A 24488-nucleotide genomic window follows, 5' to 3' on the forward strand; every position below is an offset into this window, starting at 1 on the left:
ATCGACCAGCATTTGCCAAGCACAGAAAGCGGTTTGCAGAGAAAAGAAACGCCGTTTTTATACCCGATTGACCATTGTGGACGAAAAAAAGACAATTTTCTTTTACTTGTAATATTTCATGTTATATAATAACCTCATATGGGCAGTATCATAGCCGTTCTTTGGCTATCATGAATCACCAGGCTGATGATTCAATGTTTTCCCTGAAATGGAAGGCCTTGCTTTCGATTCTGCTGTAAGATATGCTGCAACATGTATTGCGCCAGTGGTATATTTAAATGGAAAGATAAATTCAGGAACGTTAGTATCGGGAGGTTGATCGTTATGAGTGTCGCCGATGTCTCACTTTGCCTAAAAAAGCTATTGGAAGAGTATCATTTTAATGTGGAAACTTTGGCGAAATATCTTTCCCTCAGCGTTGAAAGTGTGTATCAGATTGCCCAAGGAAACATGCAAGTTCTTCCTGATGGTTTCATGGAAAGAACAAAAACTTTAGATAAAATGATGTTTTTAGCCATGATACCGGAAGGACTGCCTGACCTGAAGGTAAAAGCCTTTTTGGAAATAGTATTGTCTTATCATCAGCTTTCAAAAGAAACCATTGCAAAAATGGCAGGAATTGAAATCGCTGATGTAGACTTGTTTCTAAGTGACCAATGTGAAAAAACCAATGCCGAAATCAAGTATAAAATAGCGGCTGTCACAATGGCGCTCCGATTTTTCTGAAAGGACAATGAGCCTGAACAATAATCTAAGATATGAGGAATACTTATGAAATCCCTGCTTTCGTTTAAACGAATCTGGCTTTTTCTGCTGCTGCCGCTTTCTCTGGCCACTTCGTATGCTGCTTCTATGAGGCCGGAGTGGGCGGAGTGGTACGCCGTAACGCTTTACCCTGTATTTTCTTTAGGAGAAAACCGCATCACCTCTCTGGTTCCCTTTTCCATCATGGAGCTGCTGCTGGCGATTTTGATCGTGCTTCTCCCCGCTCTGCTCATCCGCCTGATTGTCCGGCTGATCCGCCGCAGACAGGAGAGAAAAACGCTTTTGCTGCGCGCGCTGGCTTCTCTGCTCTGCGCGGCGGGTGTGATCGCCTTTTGGTTCACGATCAACTGCGGAATCAACTACTCCCGTTACCCGTTCGCGCAGGTTTCAGGGCTGACAGTGCGCCCCTCCTCTGCTGAAGAACTGAAAGCGCTGTGCACAGAGCTAGCCCAAGACGCCAACCGCGACCGGACGGGAATTGAAACGGACAGCCAGGGAGTCGCCGTTCTCCCCGACCGGAAAGAGGCTGCCGAAACAGCACGCAACGTGATGGACTCTATGGAAGCACGATACCCCACCTTAAAAAGCGGCTACGGAGCGCCAAAAGCCGTGATGGCTTCGCGGCTGATGTCATACCTGGACATTACCGGAATCTATTTTCCTTTTACCATGGAGGCAAACGTCAACGTGGACGCCCCGGCTTACGGCATCCCCGCCACCATGCTGCACGAGCTGAGCCATGTGCGGGGCTACATGCGCGAAGACGAAGCCAACTTCATCGCGTATTTGGCCAGCCGGAACAGTACAAATCCCTCGTTTTCCTATTCCGGCACCATGCTGGCTTTTATTTATGCAAACAACGCCCTGTATTCCGCCGACCAGAAAGCCGGACAGGAAACCTATGGTCTTCTGGATGCCGGCGCGCAAAAAGACCTTGCCGCGGCCAGCGCTTACTGGAAGCAGTTTGAAGGCCCGGCGGCAAAGGTGGCGGCAAAGGTCAACGACAGCTACCTGAAATCAAACCGTCAGGAGGACGGCGTAAAAAGCTACGGCCGAATGGTCGATCTTCTGCTGGCGGATTACCGGCAGCGCCACGGCCTGAAATAGCCCTCATCGACCACGCTTCCGCTGTTGTGAATAAAGGCTGGCCCTCCATCTGTCCGCTTTTACTGTCTGAATTCGCCCGGCAAGGGTAAAATGCCTTTGGGACGAAACAATATGGCCTCTTCTAATGAAAAAAGATTCGGACATCATCTCTGCTTATCGCAGAAGAGATGTCCGAAAATTTTTTCGTTGGTTCTCAGGAAAACGAGCAAGGCTGCCGCCCGCCGGCATCAATGGGCCGGAAGCTTAAAGATGATCGGTTTGACGGAGGGATCCAGCTTATCAAAGCGATAGCCGTTCTTTTTCAGCGTCTCGATGATCTTGGGGAGTTCCTTGACCGTATCGTGTTTGGTGGAAGCGTCGTGAAACAGAATGACCGCCTTTTCAAACTGAAGGGTTTCATTGACGGTGTTCTGGTAAATCGACTGCGCTGTTGCGCCCTTTTCCGCATCGCCCGCGCTGACGTTCCAGTCAAAATACGTGTATCCTCTGCGCGTCAGCTCATCTGCAACCGGGCGTGCAATGGCTTTATTGTAGCTGTTCACGCTGCCGCCGGCAAACCGCACGATCTGCGGCTTTACTCCGGTGGCCTCGGTGATCAGATCATTCAACTTCGATAAATCGGTGAAAAACGCGGTGGGCGACGCATAAATCTGCTTGTAATTGTGAGTGTATGTGTGCATCCCGATGGTATGGCCCTGATCGACGATCTCTTTCATCCATTTTTTGGATTGCTCATCACTGCGCCCTATCACAAAGAAGGTCGCTTTCACATCGTTGTCCGCCAGTATTTTCAACACCTGCGGAGTCAGCGCAGACGGTCCGTCGTCAAAGGTGAGGTAAGCCACTTTATCCCCGGCCTTATGTGCGATTTTCTCTGTTGGATCCACATAAAAATTCGGGAACATGGCCTGGATTGCTTCCATCTCTTTTGCGATCGCCGCCGAATTCGGCGAAGAAGACGCTTTGGAGGAAGACGAAGACGACGAAGGAACAGAAGTGGGGCGCGAAACCGCCGAAGAAACAGGTTTTGAGGACGGAATTTCTGAAATTTCCGCAGCAGACGAAACCGGTTGCTCTGAGACAGGCTGTGACGTGACCAATTGCGAGAGATCTTCGCCAATCGACGCCTCGGAGGAAGGAGTATTCACAAAAGCAGACTTCGTAACATAACCGGCGACAGACCCTATAATCACCCCAATACAAATCGCAACAGCAAGCATTGAGGCAGCAATAATAACACGTTTTTTCCCGACAGACACGATCAGCACTTCCCTTTTTTTAACTTTTCTCATTATAGCACAAGCGCTTTTAAAAAGGATGCTGTTTAACAGGATTGTAACCTTTATTTTGTTTCCAAATTACCCCAACGCCACAATATCCGGGATTTTTGGATCAGAACGAGAAAAACCCATCATCTTAACCAACAACTGTTTTATACTGCTATAAACCGCCGTTTATAGGTTCCTATTACATACTTAAAAAAGCAATTTTGTATGAATTCCTGTTCCTCACAAAAAAGCAGGCTGCGTGTTTTTAGCACGCAGCCTGTTTCAAAATTTTTTGAAAATTAATCAGAGAACAAAGGAGTGGAGAGATAACGCTCGCCGGTATCCGGAAGGAGCGCTACGATCGTTTTCCCTGCGTTTTCGGGGCGTTTTGCCAGCTGTTCCGCCGCCCAAAGCGCCGCACCCGCGGAGATACCCACCAGCAACCCCTCTGTTTTGGCGACCTCTTTGCTTTTTGCAAACGCGTTTTCGTTCTCTACCGGAATGATCTCGTCGTAAATCTTGGTGTCCAGAACATCCGGAACAAATCCGGCACCGATTCCCTGAATCTGGTGCGGGCCCGGGGTTCCCTTCGACAAAACGGGAGAACTCGCGGGTTCCACCGCAATAATCTTCACATCGGGGTTCTGGCTTCTCAGATATTCACCAACACCCGTGATGGTGCCGCCGGTTCCGATACCCGCCACAAAGAAGTCAACCTTTCCGTCCGTATCCTGCCAGATTTCGGGGCCGGTGGTCGCCTGATGTGCCGCCGGATTTGCAGGATTTTCAAACTGCCCCGGAATATACGCATTCGGGATTTCTTTTGCAAGCTCAGTCGCTTTGACAATTGCGCCCCTCATGCCCTTGGAACCATCGGTCAAAACGACCTCTGCTCCATAGGCCTTCAGCAGATTTCTTCTTTCAATGCTCATGGTTTCCGGCATGGTGAGGATAATCCGGTAGCCCCTGGCCGCTGCGACCGATGCAAGGCCGATACCGGTATTGCCGCTGGTCGGCTCGATAATCACAGAGCCCGCTTTGAGCAGACCCTTTTGCTCTGCGTCATCCACCATGGCCTTTGCGATGCGATCCTTTACACTGCCCGCGGGATTGAAATATTCCAATTTCGCGAGGATCGTTGCCTTTAAATCATATTTTTTCTCAAAGTTTGTCAGTTCCAGCAAAGGAGTTTTTCCTATCAGTTCCGTAATATTTTTTGCAATTTTCGCCATAACCGCAATCTCCTTCTCCAAATAATCAATCTGAATGAACGATCATTATTAGAACGCACCGATTCCCGGAAGATGAGAATACCGATCTCCCGAAGCCGCACGCTCTAATAATTCATATCTATTTTGTATGGTTTTATTATATCACGCCATTCTTCCTTGTCAATAGAAAGGGGCCCCATCTTACAAGGTGCGCCTTCGTATGTAACCGGCTATTTTCATGCAAAAGGGATCCGCCAACAAGACGGACCCCTTTTTCAGCATTTTGGGATTGCCTGTACGACCCTGTCGTAAAATTCGCCGTAGGAGCTGCAGCCCTGCATCAGCCGCAGCTGATCCTGCTCCGGAAGAGAATCAAAAAACTCTTTCAGCTTGCGATCTTCAGACAGAGCCTGAGGAAAAGAAAAGTCGGAATAATCCATACAAAATCACCTCGGGGATAGTGTATGGAAAATCCATGTGTTCATACAGTCCTGCACACAATCGATCTTTAAATCAGACTCGATTGCCGCACTCGTTTCTTAATCATACCACGGGATACAGTGGCCGTTATAGCAGAACCACCAATGACAATGATACCAAGCCCACATATCAAACCCTCCTTTTTGATAGGTGCTTCATTATATGTAGAAAGGACAAGGTGGGACAATCAGCCGCCAGAGAATCCCATACCGGATTTTCGCGGCCGATTGCCCAAAAATTTTATGGAAGGATGCAATTCTGCTACTACACGAACCAAGATTGCATGTAATTTCAATCCACGCTTCCCGTACGGGAAGCGACGGTCTTTCATCTCGCGCGGAGTCTTGTCCTTACCATTTCAATCCACGCTCCCCGCATGGGGAGCGACAATCCGCCAGCCCTATGCTGATTGCAGAGATGCAGATTTCAATCCACGCCCCACATGGGGAGCGACGGCGCGAACGGTGTGAATATTGCCCACGAAATCCGTATTTCAATCCACGCCCCCACATGGGGAGCGACCGTAAAAGCTCTCGGATATGAAAAGGTTCGAGTAATTTCAATCCACGCCCCCGCATGGGGAGCGACCATGCACTCTTAGATTATCAACTTTCCCTGGAATATTTCAATCCACGCCCCCGCATGGGGAGCGACATTATGGTTGTAGTTCCAATATAGGTAAAACCGATTTCAATCCACGCCCCCGCATGGGGAGCGACCCGGGAAAATCAGCCTCGCTGACGGCTCTGCCGTGATTTCAATCCACGCCCCCGCATGGGGAGCGACCAGATCACCGTTGGCGCGGTGAGCTGTAATTTGTCATTTCAATCCACGCCCCCGCATGGGGAGCGACGCCGCTGCGGATGCCGCAAAGGCTTTCGTGAGCGATTTCAATCCACGCCCCCGCATGGGGAGCGACCTTTTACACAGAATGCCGGTTTATCCGATCAGTGATTTCAATCCACGCCCCCGCATGGGGAGCGACGCTTTGTATTGATCTTCAGTGAGAGAATTTTGCAATTTCAATCCACGCCCCCGCATGGGGAGCGACTTGGAAAGTACCGGGAATCGTTTCTGATGGGACGGATTTCAATCCACGCCCCCGCATGGGGAGCGACAATGTTACTCTATAATGTGTTACTATTTACTTATAATTTCAATCCACGCCCCCGCATGGGGAGCGACAGCTAACTCGCCATCATACACGCCATTACTGATAATTTCAATCCACGCCCCCGCATGGGGAGCGACGATGCCAACGGAACGGCGAGAAACACTTGCTCAATTTCAATCCACGCCCCCGCATGGGGAGCGACGGCTAAAAGAAAAATCCCCAATGGTTACATTGGAATTTCAATCCACGCCCCCGCATGGGGAGCGACGCCGGGCGCACCTTGCGCTGATAGGCCTGCCCAATTTCAATCCACGCCCCCGCATGGGGAGCGACCGATCCTGAAATCCAGAACATCAAAAAGGTGCTATTTCAATCCACGCCCCCGCATGGGGAGCGACCTACGCTCGAAAGCCGGAACAGGAGGAATAATCATATTTCAATCCACGCCCCCGCATGGGGAGCGACTCTGCCCATTTTCCAAAAGTATCACGGTCGGCGGATTTCAATCCACGCCCCCGCATGGGGAGCGACTGCAAAAACAGACAAAGCCGAACGGATAGAATAAGAGTCTTTACACAAGCTTTTATTCAGACATCAATTTCGCATCTGCTAATCATGCAATGATTATTCTGAAAAATAATTAAATTACCAAAAATCAGCGCGAATACCCCTGCTGTTTTCTGTTCGCTGATGGTTCGCACTGCATAATCAAAACCGTTCCACAGAACAGCTGATTTTTGCACCCATGTGTTCTATTTTAGACAGATAATTTTTCAAAATTGAATCCGAAGCCCACTGCCCCACCAGATTCCAGAATTTTTAATTATTTTTATTTTACTCCGCAAACCAACAAAGCTCAACAGGTATTGTATTCTTTTCGATCAGAATATAAATTTTTTTGTTATGATATCCGCAGCAATTTGCTCCACATGTTCCAATCACCTTTCACAAAGCGAAGCAGGGTACCGCATAACGGTACCCTGCTTTTATAAAATGAAAGGAAAAAGGGATAAGTATCATTAAAACCGGTGGATTCCGAAAATGGAACACCGGCTTACTCCGGCTGACGCAGCTTTAAATCCACCACCGGGTTGATCAGCGGCTCCATGGAGAATCCGTTCGGGCCATAGATGCGGCACTCGATGGTATCGCCGTCTTCAATATGCACGGCCCGCGGCGTTCCGGTGGAGAGGATGTCACCCGGCAGCCAGCCCTGCAGGTGCGATACCAGCGAAACCAGACGCGCCGGCTTATGGGTCATGTTGTTGACGATATTTTTCGCGTGAACCTCGCCGTTATGGACGGTCTGAACCTCGAGCTGCAGAACATCGTCCACCTCATCGGGGGTAACGAGCTGCGGGCCGAAGCTGAAGAAGGTATCAAAGCCCTTGACGAGCGTGAGGAAACGCGGGTTCTGGCGCAGAATGGATTCCTCGGTCATATCGAGAATCGTGGTGTAGCCGACGATGTAATCCATCCAGTGCTCTTCATCGATGAACTTGCACTTTTTGCCGAGGATGATGCCGAGCTCGGCCTCGCCGGTGGTTTTCTGCGCTTCGGGCAGGGCGGGGATGCACACGTCGTCCCCCGGGCCGACAATGCAGGAAGCAGGCTTATAGAAGCTGCCCGGGAAGCCAACCGGGGCGTTTTCTCCCAGATCGCCCGCGTGGTCCACATAGTTCAGGCCGATTCCGAAAATGCGGGGCGGGTTGCGGTACAGCGGAGCGTATACTACCTGATCGGCGGGGACAAGACCTGGAATGCTTTCGAGCTCTTCTTTTCCGCCTGCATTGTACCAGGCGGTGAGGCCGGGAATCTGCTCTGCGCAGATCAGATCATACAGCTCGGTTTTCCACGCCGTGCCCTTCCATTGATTGATGCGGGAAACCGGCAGGGCTCCTTTCGAGGTTACTACGGCAGCGACCTCCTGTTCCTCCAGGCGAATGGTTACAAATCTCATGTTTTGTCTTCCTTTCCCATATTGAATTGCAGTTTTATGGCTGCGATGCTTCTTTCAGATAAAATCTATCTCATCTTAGATTAGATTCATTTTTTGTATCCCTCCCGCTTTTGATGAGAGAGGATACAGCTGTTTTTCCTGCGCTTCCAATGGCATTCTCATCCGCGCAGCTCTTCTACCGCCTTGCGCAGACGTTCACAGCCTTCGATAATATTTTCATAGCTGTTCGCGAAGGACATCCGCAGATAGCCCTCGCCGCCGGGGCCGAACACGTCGCCGGGAACCATCGCGATTTTCGCGTGATCCAGCAGATAATCCGCGAGCTGTGCGGAGGACATGCCGAGCTCCTTTGCATTGATGAAGATGTAGAACGCGCCCTTTGGGGTCTGGCAGCTCAGGCCAGGGATCTCGTTGATCGCACGCACCGCATAATCCCGGCGGCGGCTGTATTCCGCTACCATCTTCTCCACCTCGTCGGTTTCGTCGCGCAGTGCGACGATCGAGGCTGTCTGCACAAAGGACGGCGCACAGGTTGTGTTGTGCTGATGAATTTTATTCAGCACGGCAATATACTCCTCGGGCGCCGCCACGTAGCCAAGGCGCCAGCCAGTCATGGAATACGCTTTGGAAAGGCCGTTCATCGTGAAGGTGCGCTCTTTCATTCCCGGCAGCGACGCAATGGAAATGTGGCGTTCACCGTCAAACACCAGGCGCTCATACACTTCATCCGCAATGACCATCAGGTCGTTTTCGATGGCAATTTCCGCAAGGCCGCGCAGGGTTTCTTCCGAAAGAACGCCGCCGGTCGGATTGTTCGGGGAAATCAGCACAAGGGCCTTTGTCTTGCCGGTCACTTTAGAACGAACCTCATCCAGATCAATCTGGAATCCGGTCTCTTCGTTAAGACCAAACGTGACCGGCACCGCGCCCAGCAGGCGGGGAACATTCATGTAGTTGATCCACACCGGGTCTGGCACCAGAATTTCATCCCCTTCATCCAAAATGGAGCAGAGAACGTCGAACACGGCTTCGGAAAGCCCAACTGTAACAAGAATCTCTGTGGGCTTGTAATCGATATGGTTCTGCTTTCTGAGCTTTTCTGCGATCGCGGTGCGAAGCTCCATAGAGCCGAAGTTTGAGGTATAGAATACATCCCCCGATTCCAGGCTCTTTTCACAGGCTTTTTTGATGTACTCCGGCGTATCGAAATCCGGGCGGCCAATTTCAAAATGGAGAACTTTTTCTCCGGCCCGCTCCATGGCCAGCGCCTTTTCATTCACTTTACGAATTCCGGAGGGCGCCAGCATATCCATACGGGCGGCAATTTTTTTGTTCATCCCGATTCATCCTCTCATAAATGATTTTATAGTAACGCCGCTTGAAACAAATGATTGATTTTCCACCGCCTGCGGCGGAGAAGAAATCCACTGTACTTGCATCAGACTATTTTATAGTGAATTGACTATACCTTTGTCGTATTTTGTTTTATAATGGAACAAATAAAACCGTCGGCTTTCTGCCGTACTGCCGCCCGCCACCACACTGTGGATTGATCCAAAGGAGCGAAGCGCCATGATGTCTTACATGAAATATGTTTATGCCGTGTATCAGGAACGCAGCTTTTCCAAAGCAGCCCGCAAGCTGTATGTTTCTCAGCCCTGGCTGAGCTCTGCCGTAAAAAAGGCGGAGCAGGAACTGCAAACCCCTTTGTTTAACCGCAGCACCAATCCGATCAGCCTGACGGAGGCCGGGCAGTACTATATTGAACAGGTAGAGAAGATCATGGCGATTGAAGAAGAAATGCAGCGGCATTTTGAAACGATGGCTCATTCTCTCGAAACCCAGCTGCGCATTGGCAGCTCCATGTTTTTCTGCACCTATGTGCTGCCCAACATGCTGGCGGAATTCCGCGAGAAGTACCCCAATGTCGTCGTCACCTTTTCCGAGGGCAGCAGCCCCATGCTGACCGAACGCCTGCTGGAGGGCAAGCTGGATTTTCTTCTGGAGGCGGAAGGCCCCGATAAAAACCTGCTCAATTCGATACCGTGGTCAACAGAAGAGATCATTCTGGCGGTGCCGGCCGAGTACGAAATCAACGATCGGCTGAAAGAATTCGGCTACACCTTCGATGAATTTCTACTGCGCCGCGAGGAAGGGCACCAGAAGCCGCCTGTTCCCCTTTCGGTGTTTTCTGAGGAAGAGTTCATTATGCTGACGCCGGGGAATGATATTTATAAGAGGAGCATCGCCCTTTGCAAAAACGCTGACTTTGTTCCCAAAACCTCTTTGTACCTGACTCAGATGATGACCACCTATTACCTGGTTTGTGAGGGGCGGGGCGTTTCGTTTCTGCGTTCTACCATTCCTGAATATGTGACGCATACGGACAAGGTGGTTTTTTATCAGCTCGATGATCCGCTTGCCACGCGGAACATCTTTCTCTCTTACCGGAAAAAACAGTCGAGCGAGGTGCAGAAAAAGCTGATCGCCTTTATGAAGAACCAGACACTGGCCCCCAAAAAGGCTGACTCCGGCGTGCTGTTCAGCAGCGAGACGCAGAATGAGTTTTAAAAAGCCTTGACCATGCCGCCGTCTACCAGAACGGTCTGCCCGGTGATGAAGGTATTGGCTTCGGAGCAAAGGAACGCCGCAAGCTTTCCGTATTCCTCGGGCTTGCCGTAGCGGCCCATCGGAATGGTTTGATAGGTCTGCTGTTGCACTTCGTCTACGGTGATCCCTTGCTTCTGCGCGCGGATCGCATCGAGCTGATCGATTCTGGCCGTGCCGATGCGGCCGGGGCCGATCACGTTGACGAGAATATGATCCTTGCCCAGCTCCTGCGAAAGCGTTTTGGCAAGGCCCATGACGCCCATGCGGAAGGTGTTGGACAGAATCAGATTATCCAGCACCGCCTTGACTGAGGACGAGGTCGAGCAAAGAATGCGCCCGGCACCGTTCTGGCGCATGGAAGGCAGAACCGCGCGGATGGTGCGGATGTACGAGAGCAGGCAGAGCTCGTAGGCGTCCTGCCAGTCCTGATCGGAAAAGACATCGAACACACCGGGCTTTGGGCCGCCCGTATTGTTGACCAAAGCAAAGATCGGGCCGCATTTTTCTACGGTGGTTTGAACCAGATTTTCAATATCCTGCGCATTGGTGATGCTGCCGGTGAAGAATTCCGGCTGATTGCCGGTCTCCTTCGCGATTTCGGCCTGCGTCTCCCTGAGCTGCTCTTCAAACGGACTGAACAGCATTACTTTTGCACCCTCCCGGCACAGCTCCAGCGCAATCGCTTTCCCCAGCCCGCTGCTGGAAGCCATGACCAGTGCTCCTTTTCCCTTGAGCCCGAGTTCCATCATCCATCTCTCCTTTTTGTATTGGTTTCACATGGTTTCTTTGGACATCTCCGTGCAAAAACCACCGATCTGCCCCCGAAATCTTCGGCGGTTTCGCGCTGCCCGGATCGATTCGTTTTCCCTTCTTTATCATACCAAGGATAAAATGCGCCGTAAAATACGTAACACTGTATAAAACTATTCTCTTTGAAATATGAAGCTTTTAGAAAAACAATGCCAAAAGAAACAGGCCCGCCAATGATTTGGCGGGCCTGTTTTTTCAAATGGGAGTACAGCCGACGCAGCTGCCCCCCAGAAATACACGATTCAATTTTGATCTTCTCTTTTCCAGAATAAGAAAGATCGGCTATTCTGACGTACGGCGGCTGACAATATGAAAGACCTCACGCCATAAACGTCGGCAGACTGCCGACGACTGGAAGAGCCTTGAAGCCTGAGACAGATAAAATATTTGGCTTCTGACGCCTGTCAAGACGAAGACATCTAAATTCTTGTCATAATATATTGTTCATATTTGGCAATTCGGTATCCATCAACGTGTGGAGCTGATTCAGCGCACGGTTGCACTCTGCCCGCGCTTCATCCTCGGTTCCGCTTTTTAAAAAAGACTGTGTGGTGGAAAGAGTTTGGCTGACTGATTCAAGACGTTCATGGGGAATAAAATAAGACATCAAATGATGATAACCGTGCCAGGTATCGACCGCATCTTTAATCAGAGCCCTGGATTGCTCGGTATCCCCACCATCCATGGTATCCTGAACCTGTACCAGTATTTCGGAAACCTCGGTGGTCATGCGCTCCACCTCTCTCATTCCCCAGATACTGCCCCCGAAAAGGATCACCAGAATCGCCAGCGCTGCCCAGATACGATTCATTGTGTTTTCCCTTCCTTTTTAATGATTTGAAAATCCCCCGCCGTGTTTGCGGTCATCAAAAACACCTGATCGGCGGTCAGATTTTTGCCTTTTAACACGCCTTCTACCCACGCGACAGATTTTTTGCACAGCTTGGCGGAGGTCTCGGAAATCACACCGTCGCTGATCACAACGGTTTCAATTCCGGTATCGGGAACCACCAGCTGGAGCATATCCGGCGTGACGGAATCCTTACCGGGCTTTTTGACCACGCTCAGTTTGCCGTTCGTTTCCACAATGGCATAGGCGACGTCTGAAATGGAAACAATACTGTTCTGACGCAGGTCTTCAAAAAGATCCTCGGTCGTCATGCGCAGGCGGCGCAGCTCACTCTGCTGAATTTTTCCGTCATTGATCACAACGATCGGCCGCCCGCAGATCACCTTGCGGAAACGGCCGCTTTTTAGCATCATGACAGACAGAATGATTTCAATCGCAACCAGCGTAAAAATAGGCACCAGCCCGCTGACTAGGGGCTGGCCTGTGTTCTGCATCGGGATGGATGCAATGTCTGAAATGAGAAGCGTCACCACCAGCTCTGACGTTTGCAGCTCGCTGATCTGACGCTTTCCCATCAATCTGACGGCAAATATGATGACAATATACAACAGAAAAGTTCGAATCAAAGAAATGATCATTTTTTATCACCTGGCATCTATTTTGGCCTTCCAGACCTGTTTTATACAGCGGCGCGGCTTGTCCAAAAGACGGAAAAGCCTCGCTTTCAAACACCTGAATATACACGCACACTCCTGAAAATCTGTTTGTCTGCCGGATTGCCGGTATGAATACAGCAAACGCTTGACACTGTATCCGGCCGGATGCTACACTGTGATCATATCTATATTATATCGGCAATGGAGAACGATATGGAGTTTGCAAAATTATATCAAAAACTTGAAACAACAGATATATGTGCTTTCTACCAAGTGGATGCTGATTTCCTGCTGGAGACCCTTCAAATGGGAAAGGACGATCTTCCCGATTGTCTTCGAATATACAGTACAATCTCTCAATGGTTCGGAACTTCTCTGCGAAGCGGGGTATGGACTTATTATGAAATTGAAGACATGCGGGAATTACAATTAACAGCACAATATTTATCCGGCGATTCGTGGAAAGAGCTATACCGTATGTTTTGCCTGGGTATCCATGCATATCAGTCTCCCCAATTCATTGGGAATTTTAACTATCCTTGTGAATGGATCGATGAATCGTCTTCCATTGACGAATGGATTATGAAAAACGAGCACAAGCTGTACGAGTGGCAAAGAGAATTTTTGCTTGAGCACAGAGATGAAATTTGCGCTTTGTAACACCGCAACAATGAGCGGGGTCTGCGGAATCACTTGATTCCACAGACCCCGCTGTTATTCCTTATGAAGCGTATCGCTTCGGAGCGGCTTTTGCCGGCTGCGTCAGAGCTGAATGCTGATATCGTAGCGCTTGAGCCAGAAATTGATCTGAAGCAGATAGGCCATCAGCTGCGGGCCGGCCATCAGCTGCCCGAACCACGGCTTGCCGTAGTCGGATTTTTCGGCCAGCAGCTCCCTTGCGGCGCTTTCGTTGATCAGCTGGTGGATCGGTTCGACCGGGTCCTCAATAATCCTGGTCAGGCGGTGGCGCACCAGCGCTTCATAAGACGGATTGTGCGTTTTGGGGTAAGGGCTTTTCCTGCGCATCAGAATATCTTCGGGCAACCAGTCTTTGGCTGCGTCGCGTAGCAGCCCCTTTGATACGCCGCCGTGGGTTTTGTATTCCCAGGGAGTATTGAACACATACTGCACCAGCCGGTGATCGGCGTAGGGCACGCGAACCTCCAGCCCGCTGGCCATGCTGCAGCGATCCTTGCGATCGAGCAGCGTAGACATGAACCAGTGAATGTTCAGATAGCTGATCTCTCTGCGGCGGCGCTCCTCGGCACTTTCGCCTGCAAGGCACGGCGTGGCCTCGACGGATTCGATATAGCGGCGATCCACATATTCATCAAGGCCCAGCTCATTGAGAATTTCGGGTTTGATCAGCGCCTTGCGGATACTCAGATCGGGAGACCATGGGAAGGTTTTGCCCTCAAAGGCTTCTTTTTTATGGAACCAGGGATATCCGCCAAAAATTTCGTCGGAGCATTCGCCCGATAAAGCGACCACGTGGCCTGTCTTTACCTGCGAGCAGAAGTGCAGCAGAGAGGAATCCACATCGGCCATGCCGGGCAGATCCTTCGCGATCACCGCGTCGTACAGGCGATCTGCCAGTGTTTCGGTATCGCACACCAAAAAATGGTGCTGCGTTCCGAACTCCTCAACCATACGGTCTACCCAGGGGCGGTCCTCATCCGGCTGGAATGCCGACGGTTTGAAATACTTTTCGTTATTCTTATAGTCAAAGGAATAGGTGTCGAGAAGCCTGCCTTCCTTTTTGTACTGAACGGCGGCCAGCGCCGTGATGATGCTCGAATCCAGCCCGCCGGAAAGAAAGGTGCACAGGGGCACATCCGAAACCAGCTGGCGGCTCACGGTATCTGACAGCAGCTCGCGCACACGCACCACGGTGTCTTCGTAGCTGTCGGGGTGTTCGTAGCTTTCCAGCTCAAAGTACGGATACGCCCGCAGCCCTTCGCGGTTGAACACGGCGGAATAGCCGGGCTTTAACTCCCGGATTCCCTGAAACACGCCGCACCCCGCCGTTCTGGCAGGCCCCAGGCCGAACAGCTCGCACAGGCTTGTTTTGTCCAGTATGGGATTGATTCCCGGATACTCGAACAGAGCCTTCATTTCGGAGCCGAATACCAGACGGTCGTTCACTGTGGTATAAAACAACGGCTTTACGCCAAAACGGTCGCGGCACAAAAAGGTGCAGTTCCGCCGCTCGTCGTCGATTGCAAACGCATAGATTCCGTTGAGCTTTTCCGCACAGAACGGCCCGAAGTGAATATAGCAGTAAAGAAGCACCTCGGTGTCGCTGTGCGACTGGAACTGGCAGCCCAAAAGGCGCAGCTCCTGCCGCAGCTCTTCCGTATTGTACAGCTCACCGTTGTAGGTGATCGTATAGCGATATCCATCCTGCACACGGGTCATGGGTTGTTTTCCGCCCTCAATGTCGACTACCGCAAGCCGCGCATGGGCAAAGGCCGCATGGCTCGAAACATGTACTCCGGCGTCATCCGGGCCCCGGTGTCTGAGCCGGTTGCCCATCCGTTTGGCCAGCGCGCCCCATAGCGGGGCTTCTTCCATTAGTGTGTCGTGATAATCGCAAAATCCCGCAATTCCACACATAGTATTCCCTCATTTCTGTAACAGCATCGTTTTTCGTCTTTTGCTATAATATGAGGAAACATTATTCTGGTTAACCAAATTCAGGGGTTTCGTGCATCAGGGGATTTCCTCCTGCATCAAAAACACTATGCACGGAAAAGCTTCCCCGGTAGATTTAGACATGTTCCGGACATCGTGAACCGGATGCTGTTCTCCGTTGACTTGAGAGTCTTGCAGAACGGTTATCCTTTATTCTCCACCTGTGGTCCCATCTTCTTTTGGCGAAAATGAAATCACCTTGAGTTCGGGCGAGGAATCCGCGATAAAAAGCTCTTCGCATTCCTGCTGTACAGTCAGGATCAAAGCAAGAGCTTTCTCTGAAGCGTGAAACATCTTAAAGTACATTGTTTTATAATCCGGCATTCCTTTCTCCTCCATCTTTTATTCGTCACATTTTCACCATTTTACCACCATTTTCGTCATGACGCAATATTTTCACTATAATTGAATCAAAATAACATCAAATTGGTGAAGTGAAGGAGGAACTATGGAAGATAAAGTATTGAGATACACCCTGCGGGTAGATCGTATACTGTTTCAAAAGTTTCGCTATATTGCAGAATCGGAAGGCCGTTCCGCCAACAAAGAGATTGAACAATACATTAAAAAACGTGTTTCCGAATTTGAAACCGTTTACGGTAAAATTGAAACAAGCGGCGAATAGTAACCCCCCGGCACAGCCGAGGATTCTTCCTATGCGGGCAAAGCCCTGTTTTACTGGCTGCGTCTCAAGGCGCTCGGGGGTTTCTTACACTTGCAACGGTACTTCTCACCCCTGCCCCCTCCCGCACAGTAAGCAAACTGAAAATCGAAAGCAATCTTTGTGCAGAAGAGAATCAATACGGGAGGGGGCTGCGCCCCTTCCCTACCAAATCCTTCACATTTCATGGAAGCCCCCTATGTTGCTTTGAAAACGCAGTCAACAGGATTGTGTATCAGGTTTAGCTTACATTTTTGCTCATCGCTAAAGCTTTTTTGAACTCCCGGCATAGCCGGGAGTTTTCCCACTATAAAAAGAGTAACAGGGAATGAAAATTCCCTGTTACTCTTTTTTCGTATTATCTTCCTAATTTTTGAGAATCTCATCACTCATTGTCCGAAAAACCTGAAAATACTTTTGGATTCCGTTCGACCCAATGATATAGATGTTAGGCATATAGGATAATCTTTTTCTGGAGTATGCGATACGTTCCAAACCATTGTCGATCGCCGTGTGATTGCTTAAAACCACATCCACATTTTTGCGCATTGCCGCGTCAACGAAATAATCCAATGATTTTAAGTATTGATTCACCCCATCCTTTTCCCATGGAGGTGTCGTGCCGCCCCATAAGGCTGCCATGTGGATATCCCCGTCTTCTTCTACAGGGAATATATAACTAAGGCATCCGGGCGTATGACCGGGTGTACTGTAGACATAGATCGTCTTTTCCCCTAAGGTTATGGTATCCCCATCCTTGAGAAAATGGTCAATCTCATAGTCCTTCCACGTTTCGGGCCTGTCCGGCTTTGCCGGATGTTCCTTCCAGAAAATCTCATCTTCTTTTGAAAGGTATGTGTCAACATGATACTGTTCAACAAACCACCTACCGCAGCCCGTATGGTCGACATGGCCATGCGTTAAAACCAGCTTTTGAATGGTATCCGGATTCCATTTTACCTCTTTTACTGCATTCACGATGGCGTCAAAAGCCCTTTGGTCCGGCCAAATGGCATCCATAACAATCAGCCCATCCTCGGTCTTCAGCACAAAGCAGTTCGTTTCTTTTTGCGCCACAATCAGCAAATCGTCAAAAATGAGAGAATGGGTAAAAAACGACATATCCTCCATCGCCCTGATGGTATCACCCGTAATGTCCGGCATATCTAATCGATTCATTTATTTTACACTCCTCTGCACAATTTCCATCTTATCTTTGCACAGAGGAAAAACGGTTCTTGGGAGGCATATCATCACTTCCTCGTTACTCTTTCTATGTATTCTGCCCGTAATCTCCTGATGAACAGAAATTTATTCTTTTCTCAATATTTCTTTCGGCGGCTCAATTTCATAGGAAATGGTATGTTCGGTCAGTTCTGACAGCAGCTTGATTTTTTGATTGATCATCGGCCTCATGCAATTGGGAACATGCTCCTGGTGCGCCCTGTGAATGGCAACGCACTCTTTGCAGTTCCCATGATAACGGCACGCTTTTTTGCATGGACAGTGATCTTTGTTTTTATACTCTTCCCGAAACTCCGAAGCAAACTCTTCCTGTAACCGTAAGCCCTCTTGTCTGTCCCCGCGGTGAAATGCTTCCATTGCTTCTAATTCTTTCGGGTTATTATCAATGATCATTTGAAACCTCCACAAAGTTTAATACCGGAAAATCCCACAAGTTCCTGACCTGCTGTACGTCCGGCTGTCACGCGACAAAATAGGTGACAACGGTATATACCGTCAGCAAAAATGCAGCCACCAGCGCGAACAGATCGCGCACGATGAAGGAAGCCCGCGTATGTTTGTTCCGGTAGCTGCCGCTCCGAACGCTGTCTGTGATGAGCACGGCCGTGGACGCCCAGAAGCAGGCGCACATCAGGACAAAAGAAGTAGCCATGACGGTCGGATTGTTCCAGCCGCTGGCCAGCCACGAAAAAATGGCAAGGGCGATGACAATAAAATTCAGCACCGTAGAAATACGGTTTAAAAGACTTAGCTGTTTCAAGACGGTTTCTCCTCCGTTTCCTCTTTTGAGCGGGAAAGCTCACTTAAAATCCGTTCCGCGGCGATTCGCCGGGCAGAAGCCTCAACGGCCAGAGCGCAGGCCAGGGTGCGCAGCTCCTCTTCCCCCTGCCCGGCCGCCTGCCCTACCCGTTCGCAGACTCCGGCCAGTTCCCGCTCCTGCGCGATCCGGAAGCTCTCGTAAATCTCTTTCTGGTAGTCCTCCCCAGAGCTATAATTCAGCACGGAAGAAATATCCTGAATCGACAGCACCTGCTTTAACAGGCAGACCACCGTCAGCATGGCCAGATGCTCGCGGCTGTACTTTTTCTTATCGGGGCGGGGCAAGACCCGATCTTTCACATAGTTGTTGATCATGCTGGGTGTCAGCAGCACGCTTTCGTCGTCCCGCCCGAACAGGTGCAGCTGGCGTTCCATATAATTGATGACCTGATCCATATAAAGATAAATCTCCGGCAGGGAATCCCAGCCGGCGGTGCGGTGCTCCTGCACCTGCTGCACCCAGTCCTGTATTTTATCACAAGCATTGTTCATATGATTACTCCTTCTCCGCCTTTCGTGCGGACTCGGCAAATTTGCTGGGAGGAACTCCTTTGAGCTTCCGGAACACCCGCGAAAAGTACAGCTGATCGGAAAAACCGGAGGAATACGCTGCCTCCCCCACCGAAAGATTCTCGTTTTTCAGCAGATCGGCCGCCTTATTGATGCGGTATTTGGTCAGGTACTCGTTCGGGGTCATATCCGTATGCTGCAAAAACAGCCGGTACAGGTGGCTGCGGCTGATTCCCGCGTTGGCCGCGATCTGCGTAATATCCAGATCCTCGCGCGAATAGTTGAAATCAATAAACTGGATCGAGCGCTGCACGTAGGCATAGCCGGTATCCTTGCGGCAGTTGTGGTCGCCGTGCAGCACCATCAGCGCCGCGAGAAAGCGAAGCAGCGCCGCCGTCATCTGGGCCTCGTTGCTGGGATTCGGCCCCGTTGCGGTGTAAATGTCGTTGAGCATATTCTCCATGGCGCTGTCTTGATCGTAATGGAACAGCGGCGATTCCTCCGAAAGTCCGGTCTCTTTGACAAGGCGGCTGGCATCCGCGCCGTTGAAGCCCACCCAGCAGTATTCCCACGGCTCATTGTGATCGGCCTGGTATGAAGAGATCACCCCGGGAACCACAAGAAAGCCGTCCCCGGCGGAAAGCGTGTATTTTCGTTTTCCGCTGTCAAACGTTCCTTTTCCGGAAAGAATATAATGGATCAGATAATGATCGCGGACTCCCGGACCCCAGGAATGATCGGGCGCACAGCGCTGCAATCCGGAGCGGTATACGGCCAGACCCAGACTGTTCTGAAAAGGAGTGCGGAAAGAACGCTTAAACTTTTCGTTTTCCACCGTACGGCCCCTCCTCTGCCGGAATGATTTTCACATTTATTATAAAGCCTGCCACCTAAGGATGCAACGATAAACTTTGCGAAAAGCTGTGATTGCTTTCTGTGAAAAAGAATTGAAATCACGCAGAAGATCGGGTATAATAACTTTAATTGGGATTTTATTCTACGTCAGGATACAGGACAACCTCCTGACATCGGCCTGAAACCGAGCCATGCGCCCGAATGACGGCACCCTCCCGAACAGAATACTTATTAAGAAATGGGGATGTTTTTGATGGAGGCTACACAGCTTCAGATTTTCACCGTAATATCGGCAGTCGCAGCAATTGCGGCACTGGCCGTGCTGATCGTTTTGCGCGGTACCCTGCAAAAGCTGAATGAATTGAATGAAAAACGCGAAATGGCATTGCGTCAGGCACAGGCCGCGCCCACGGCGCCCGCAGCCGCTCCCGTTTTGAGCCAGCAGACTGCCGTTCCGGCACCCGCGCCGATGGCTGCTCCGGTTCCGGCAGCTGCGGCTGCGCAGGGAATTACCGGTGAAATTCTGGCTGTCATCGCGGCGGCGGCTTACACGCTGTACGATGTACCGGCCTCCGCAATTCAGTCGGTTACTCTGGCAGAGCCCGCTCCGCTTGCAGTTGCCGCTGCTCCGGCTCCCCGCACCCGTTCCACATGGGCTACTGCCGGTTTGCTGGAGAACACCCGCCCATTCTGATTTGGGTCCTGTTTCGGAGGCACCCGGGCCGAAAGGCTCGGGTGCTTTTTTGGAATCGGTGATTTGCTATTCACTGCAAAATAGAGTATACTGAATATTATAGCGTAAACGAACGCAGCGCTTTCAACACCCGAGAAAGCATTGAATCATCTGCCTTGTGGTTCCGGCCGCTTGAGCAGCTTTTTTTGTGGGCGTTCTTTCAAATTTTATGATATAATAAATTTACGCCGCAAACAAAAGTAATGCCTTTGGCGGCTAAGAGCGCATTGAATCATCAGTTGAGTGATTCTGAGAATTTAGATAAAATTTTCGTAAGCTTTTTGATGATTTATGATATAATAACCTTACGGCATGAGCGAAAGCAAAGCTTTGGCTGCCTGAGAGAGCATTGAATCATCAGCTTGCTGATTTCAGGATCTGCGGTTTGCATGTTTGTCAGCTTGCTTGATGTTTTATGATATAATAATTTTAGAAATCGGCCAGAGCGCCAAAACAGCCGGCATGCAAAACGGAGCTCCCGCCCTGCAGGCTGCCGAAAACCATGGCGGAACCGGCCCGATGAAAGGGCAGGCTCCCTTTTTCTGTGCCTTCCGTTTCAGGAGTATGCACAGCCACGGCGATTTGGGGATTGCCAAAGGAATGCTAAGGCGCGGGATTTCCCGCCGGTACAGGAACGAAATAGGAGGATTGTATTGAATATGTCTATACAGAATGAATCGCTGCTTGCGCAGAATTTTTCTAAGATGAATCCCAGACAGCAGGAGGCCATCCGGCACAAAGATGGACCTCTTTTGATTTTGGCGGGAGCCGGCAGCGGAAAAACGACCGTTCTGGTCAACCGTGTTGCGTATCTGATTCAGGAAGGGTGCGACCCTTACCGGATCATGACCATCACCTTCACGAACAAAGCGGCGGGCGAACTGAAAGACCGCCTGGTTGCCATGCTCGGCGAACACGGCAGTCAGGTGTGGGCCTCTACGTTCCATTCCACCTGCGCGCGCATGCTGCGCCGCGATGCGGACAGACTGGGATATACTCCTCACTTCACCATTTACGATACCGACGATTCCCGCAGGGTGATGAAGGACTGCCTGAAGGCTCTGCAGATCGACGAAAAGGAACTGCCGGTCAAATCTGTTTTGGGTGAAATCGGGCGCGCAAAGGATTCTCTGGTAGACGCGGAGGAATTCGCGGGTAGGGCTGGGGATGATTTCCGCCTCAAGCGGATCGCGGAAGCATACCGGATGTACCAGAACCGCCTGAAAACCTCTGATGCGATGGACTTTGACGACCTGATCTTCAACACGGTCGAGCTGTTCCGCGCCTGCCCGGACGTGCTGGAATACTACCAGAACCGCTTCCACTACTACATGGTGGACGAGTACCAGGACACTAACCATGCCCAATATCTGTTTGTGTCGCTGCTGGCGCAGAAAAATAAGAATCTGTGCGTTGTCGGCGATGACGACCAGAGCATTTATAAATTCCGCGGCGCAACCATTGAAAACATTCTGAGCTTTGAAAAAACGTTCCCGGGCACGAAAGTGATCCGGCTGGAGCAGAACTACCGCTCGACCAAAAACATTCTGGACGCGGCCAACGCTGTGATTGAAAACAATACCCAGCGCAAGGGAAAATCGCTGTGGACGGAAAACGCACAGGGCTGCCCGCTGTACCTGCACACCTCGTTCAGCGAGCAGGATGAAGCGGATTATGTCGCGACGCATATTCTGGAGGGAGTGGCAAAGGGACGCAAGTACTCTGACTTTGCCGTTTTGTACCGGATGAACTCACAGTCGAACTCCCTGGAAAAAATGATGGTGAAATCGGGTATCCCCTACCGGATCGTCGGCGGTGTGCGCTTTTACGACCGCAAGGAAATCCGTGATATGCTGGCATACCTGAGCGTGATCAACAACCCCTCGGACGAGGTTCGTCTGCGCCGCATCATCAACCAGCCCAAGCGCTCCATCGGTGAAAAGACGATCGCGCAGGCGGTGGAAATTGCGCGTGAAACCGGCATGCTTCTCTTCGACGTGATCAACAGCGCCGAGGATTTTGAGCCGCTGCGCCGTTCCGCGGCAAAGCTGCAGACCTTCGCTCACCTGATTCAGGAGCTGATCGAAGCATCGAACCATTCCGAGGTTTCTTTAAATGATCTGTACCAGCTGATTCTGGAAAAGACCGATTACATTGCTTCCCTGCGCGCGGAAGAAGATGACGCGCAGGACCGCGTAGACAATATCAACGAGCTTTCTTCCAGCCTGATCAAATATCAGGAAGAGAATCCCGATGCTTCTCTCTCCGGATTTTTGGAGGAAGTTTCGCTGTTTACCGACATCGATCAGCTTGATTCGAACACCGACCAGGTGGTGCTGATGACGATGCACTCCGCAAAGGGTCTGGAATTCCCCGTGGTATTCCTGCCCGGTCTGGAGGATGGCCTCTTCCCCGGGATGCAGGCGATCTACAATCCCTCCGAAATTGAGGAAGAACGCCGGCTGGCCTATGTGGCCATCACCCGTGCCCGCGAGGAGCTGCACCTAACGAACGCGGAAAGCCGCATGATCTTCGGCTCCACCTCGCGCAATAAGCCGTCGCGCTTTTTGAATGAGATTCCGGAGGAGCTTGTGGAACGCACCCGTTCCAGATCGTGGAAAAAGCCGGAGCCCGGCACGGATCTGCCGACCTCGGCTTATGAAGCCCGCACGATCTCCATCCACGCCGCGCGCCAGTTCGGCCCCGTGGATATCCCCGCACAGAAATCCACCCAGTGCTACCAGACGGGCGACCGCGTGGAACACAAGACCTTTGGCGTCGGACAGATTCTCTCCGTCACGCCCATGGGCAACGATAATCTGCTGGAGATTGAGTTTCAGCAGGTCGGCACCAAAAAGCTGATGTCTAATTTTGCCCGTCTGACAAAGCTGTAAGCGCCGCGCAAAAGACGGAACCGATCTTCCCGAGCGGGTGGAAAAGCCCGCGGCGGGACAACGGGAAAATGCCGCTGGAGCAATATTGTCCATGCCGCTGTTCTTTGTGATAATTACCCTGTAACAAAATTGAATCTGAGCCATAAAATGTTATAGAGAACATGGGAAATTAACCTGTTAGGAGGAACATTTTATGGCTCAAGATTTTAATATTGCGTCCGAAGAGCGCGGAACAGGATGCTTTAAAGAAGCTGTTTGCATTGACGCCATGCGTATCTATGATTCGTGCAGCGAATAAGAGTGTGCATCGTATAGAACGGCCCACCCCTGCCGGGATAACCGGCGAGGGTGGGCCTGTTTGATTTTTATCTTGGGTTTGAACAGTGTTCCTTCCGCCCTCCCCAGCCTTTGATCAATGAGAGGCCGGTTCTTCGGAGTGTATTCGGGTTTTGCCAGATCGTTTGAGAACCCCCTATTTCAAACCATTTTGTACACTCACCAAAGGACAGAGTTTATCCTCCCAATGTCACATCCTGATTCTGGTACCAGTCCAGCGCCTGGTATAAATCATCCGGACTAAAATCCGGCCACATTTTATCCAGGACATAAAAGTCGGCGTAAATGGACTGCACCGGCAGAAAACCGCTCAATCGCCTTCGATCTCCCCAGCGGATGATCAGGTCAATTCTTGAAATATCGGAAGAGGCGATTCTTTGGCTCAGCTTCTTGTTCCCCAAAGAGCGGTCCTCCAAAGAATGATTCAAATCCCATTCCCACCCGTAATTGACCAGAAAATTGACATTGATCAGTCCCTGCCCCAAAGTGACGCGCTTGGTATAAGGAATCAACTCGCTCGGAAACAACGGGGAGTCGGTATTCCCGATCACCAGCAAGTTTGCATCGCACTGAGAAAGCTCTAAAACCGCGTCAACACAGGCCTTCTGAAAAGCCTGTGTCTGCACCGAGGGGCGCTTCGTGTTATCCTGTGTAAATCCGTAAAAGGTGATTTCTTTGATCCCTAAGTCGACACATTGCCGGTAAAGCTCGAAGCCCGGTTTGATTCCGTGGGAATACCCGTCCTGCTTCTGCAATCCGTTGCTTTGCGCCCATCGCCTGTTTCCGTCTGGAATAATGCCGATATGTTGAGGTAATCTTTGAAACGTCCGCATACTGCAAATCCCTTTCCCCTACTAAAATATAGCATTATAATTGAACAAATAAAAGCAAACTATTCTCCGCGAAAGGT

General features: G+C 50.7%; 24 protein-coding genes and 1 CRISPR repeat array. Of the genes, 8 read left to right on the plus strand and 16 right to left on the minus strand.

Features of this window, described 5'->3' with window-relative positions:
* The first annotated feature begins 324 nt into the window (after positions 1 to 324).
* The gene (locus TY09_RS04560) at positions 325 to 726 is read left to right on the plus strand and encodes an HTH domain-containing protein (RefSeq protein WP_081759600.1); all 402 of its coding nucleotides are present in this window, start codon (positions 325 to 327) and stop codon (positions 724 to 726) included.
* 45 nt (positions 727 to 771) lie between these two features.
* On the plus strand, positions 772 to 1872 hold the full coding sequence (locus TY09_RS04565) for a DUF3810 domain-containing protein (protein WP_042431552.1): 1101 nt from the start codon (positions 772 to 774) through the stop codon (positions 1870 to 1872).
* A gap of 227 nt (positions 1873 to 2099) precedes the next feature.
* Here TY09_RS04565 and TY09_RS04570 read toward each other — a convergent pair whose 3' ends face one another.
* Positions 2100 to 2795: a polysaccharide deacetylase family protein gene (locus TY09_RS04570; RefSeq protein WP_242824575.1), complete on the minus strand. Its 696-nt coding sequence runs from the start codon at positions 2793 to 2795 to the stop codon at positions 2100 to 2102.
* On the opposite strand from TY09_RS04570, the gene TY09_RS04575 reads away from it, so the two are divergent.
* Complete coding sequence (locus TY09_RS04575; RefSeq protein WP_042431555.1) at positions 2776 to 3042, plus strand: hypothetical protein; 267 nt, start codon at positions 2776 to 2778, stop codon at positions 3040 to 3042. The two genes, TY09_RS04570 and TY09_RS04575, sit on opposite strands and share 20 nt — an antisense overlap.
* Positions 3043 to 3439: 397 nt before the next feature.
* On the opposite strand, the gene cysK is transcribed toward TY09_RS04575, so the two are convergent.
* From cysK to TY09_RS04590, 4 genes are all read right to left on the minus strand, one after another.
* On the minus strand, positions 3440 to 4372 hold the full coding sequence (cysK, locus tag TY09_RS04580) for a cysteine synthase A (RefSeq protein ID WP_042431557.1): 933 nt from the start codon (positions 4370 to 4372) through the stop codon (positions 3440 to 3442).
* 254 nt (positions 4373 to 4626) lie between these two features.
* On the minus strand, positions 4627 to 4791 hold the full coding sequence (locus TY09_RS18555; RefSeq protein WP_009063017.1) for a hypothetical protein: 165 nt from the start codon (positions 4789 to 4791) through the stop codon (positions 4627 to 4629).
* A gap of 530 nt (positions 4792 to 5321) precedes the next feature.
* A CRISPR array of direct repeats spans positions 5322 to 6476; the repeat unit is 32 nt; unit sequence ATTTCAATCCACGCCCCCGCATGGGGAGCGAC.
* 523 nt (positions 6477 to 6999) lie between these two features.
* Complete coding sequence (locus TY09_RS04585) at positions 7000 to 7905, minus strand: fumarylacetoacetate hydrolase family protein (RefSeq protein ID WP_042431558.1); 906 nt, start codon at positions 7903 to 7905, stop codon at positions 7000 to 7002.
* A gap of 158 nt (positions 7906 to 8063) precedes the next feature.
* Entirely contained in the window at positions 8064 to 9242 is a 1179-nt protein-coding gene (locus TY09_RS04590) for a pyridoxal phosphate-dependent aminotransferase (protein WP_042431560.1), read from the minus strand.
* Positions 9243 to 9477: 235 nt separating this feature from the next.
* Here TY09_RS04590 and TY09_RS04595 point away from each other — a divergent pair, with 235 nt between their 5' ends.
* The gene (locus TY09_RS04595; RefSeq protein ID WP_042431563.1) at positions 9478 to 10476 is read left to right on the plus strand and encodes a LysR family transcriptional regulator; all 999 of its coding nucleotides are present in this window, start codon (positions 9478 to 9480) and stop codon (positions 10474 to 10476) included.
* On the opposite strand, the gene TY09_RS04600 is transcribed toward TY09_RS04595, so the two are convergent.
* The 3 genes from TY09_RS04600 to TY09_RS04610 form a co-directional block, all read right to left on the minus strand.
* Positions 10473 to 11264: an SDR family oxidoreductase gene (locus TY09_RS04600; protein WP_242841435.1), complete on the minus strand. Its 792-nt coding sequence runs from the start codon at positions 11262 to 11264 to the stop codon at positions 10473 to 10475. The two genes, TY09_RS04595 and TY09_RS04600, sit on opposite strands and share 4 nt — an antisense overlap.
* A 491-nt stretch (positions 11265 to 11755) precedes the next feature.
* Positions 11756 to 12136 (minus strand): DUF4363 family protein, encoded by a 381-nt coding sequence (locus tag TY09_RS04605; RefSeq protein WP_009062995.1) that lies wholly within the window; start codon positions 12134 to 12136, stop codon positions 11756 to 11758.
* Positions 12133 to 12813 (minus strand): DUF421 domain-containing protein, encoded by a 681-nt coding sequence (locus TY09_RS04610; protein ID WP_042431566.1) that lies wholly within the window; start codon positions 12811 to 12813, stop codon positions 12133 to 12135. The genes TY09_RS04605 and TY09_RS04610 overlap by 4 nt, the downstream gene beginning before the upstream one ends.
* Positions 12814 to 13044: 231 nt before the next feature.
* Between TY09_RS04610 and TY09_RS04615 the strand changes: the two genes are divergently transcribed.
* Entirely contained in the window at positions 13045 to 13491 is a 447-nt protein-coding gene (locus TY09_RS04615; protein ID WP_042431567.1) for a hypothetical protein, read from the plus strand.
* 102 nt (positions 13492 to 13593) lie between these two features.
* On the opposite strand, the gene asnB is transcribed toward TY09_RS04615, so the two are convergent.
* Together asnB and TY09_RS18560 are read right to left on the minus strand one after the other, a co-directional pair.
* A complete protein-coding gene (gene asnB / locus TY09_RS04620) occupies positions 13594 to 15447 on the minus strand; it encodes an asparagine synthase (glutamine-hydrolyzing) (RefSeq protein ID WP_042431568.1) in 1854 nt (617 codons plus the stop codon).
* Positions 15448 to 15675: 228 nt separating this feature from the next.
* A complete protein-coding gene (locus tag TY09_RS18560; protein WP_187119578.1) occupies positions 15676 to 15849 on the minus strand; it encodes a hypothetical protein in 174 nt (57 codons plus the stop codon).
* Positions 15850 to 15973: 124 nt separating this feature from the next.
* Here TY09_RS18560 and TY09_RS04625 point away from each other — a divergent pair, with 124 nt between their 5' ends.
* A complete protein-coding gene (locus TY09_RS04625; protein ID WP_009062944.1) occupies positions 15974 to 16150 on the plus strand; it encodes a hypothetical protein in 177 nt (58 codons plus the stop codon).
* Positions 16151 to 16552: 402 nt separating this feature from the next.
* Here the strand turns inward: TY09_RS04625 and TY09_RS04630 are convergent, their stop codons facing one another.
* The 5 genes from TY09_RS04630 to TY09_RS04650 all read right to left on the minus strand — a co-directional run bounded on the left by TY09_RS04630 (position 16553) and on the right by TY09_RS04650 (position 19595).
* On the minus strand, positions 16553 to 17365 hold the full coding sequence (locus TY09_RS04630; protein ID WP_042431569.1) for an MBL fold metallo-hydrolase: 813 nt from the start codon (positions 17363 to 17365) through the stop codon (positions 16553 to 16555).
* Positions 17366 to 17497: 132 nt separating this feature from the next.
* The gene (locus TY09_RS04635; protein ID WP_009063165.1) at positions 17498 to 17824 is read right to left on the minus strand and encodes a hypothetical protein; all 327 of its coding nucleotides are present in this window, start codon (positions 17822 to 17824) and stop codon (positions 17498 to 17500) included.
* A gap of 67 nt (positions 17825 to 17891) precedes the next feature.
* Entirely contained in the window at positions 17892 to 18191 is a 300-nt protein-coding gene (locus TY09_RS04640; protein WP_042431570.1) for a hypothetical protein, read from the minus strand.
* On the minus strand, positions 18188 to 18742 hold the full coding sequence (locus TY09_RS04645) for a DUF1836 domain-containing protein (RefSeq protein WP_042431571.1): 555 nt from the start codon (positions 18740 to 18742) through the stop codon (positions 18188 to 18190). The genes TY09_RS04640 and TY09_RS04645 overlap by 4 nt, the downstream gene beginning before the upstream one ends.
* Positions 18743 to 18746: 4 nt before the next feature.
* Positions 18747 to 19595, minus strand: a complete 849-nt coding sequence (locus TY09_RS04650) for an AraC family transcriptional regulator (protein ID WP_009062943.1) — start codon at positions 19593 to 19595, stop codon at positions 18747 to 18749.
* 273 nt (positions 19596 to 19868) lie between these two features.
* On the opposite strand from TY09_RS04650, the gene TY09_RS04655 reads away from it, so the two are divergent.
* On the plus strand, positions 19869 to 20309 hold the full coding sequence (locus TY09_RS04655; protein WP_242841436.1) for a hypothetical protein: 441 nt from the start codon (positions 19869 to 19871) through the stop codon (positions 20307 to 20309).
* Positions 20310 to 21007: 698 nt separating this feature from the next.
* Entirely contained in the window at positions 21008 to 23242 is a 2235-nt protein-coding gene (locus TY09_RS04665) for an ATP-dependent helicase (RefSeq protein ID WP_074432608.1), read from the plus strand.
* Between the two features lie 512 nt (positions 23243 to 23754).
* Here TY09_RS04665 and TY09_RS04670 read toward each other — a convergent pair.
* Positions 23755 to 24411 carry an undecaprenyl diphosphate synthase family protein gene (locus TY09_RS04670; RefSeq protein ID WP_035316764.1) on the minus strand — a complete coding sequence of 219 codons (657 nt, stop codon included), beginning with the start codon at positions 24409 to 24411 and terminating at the stop codon, positions 23755 to 23757.
* Positions 24412 to 24488: the final 77 nt, after the last annotated feature.

This window comes from Faecalispora jeddahensis, from assembly GCF_000577335.1.
Taxonomy (GTDB): domain Bacteria; phylum Bacillota; class Clostridia; order Oscillospirales; family Acutalibacteraceae; genus Faecalispora; species Faecalispora jeddahensis.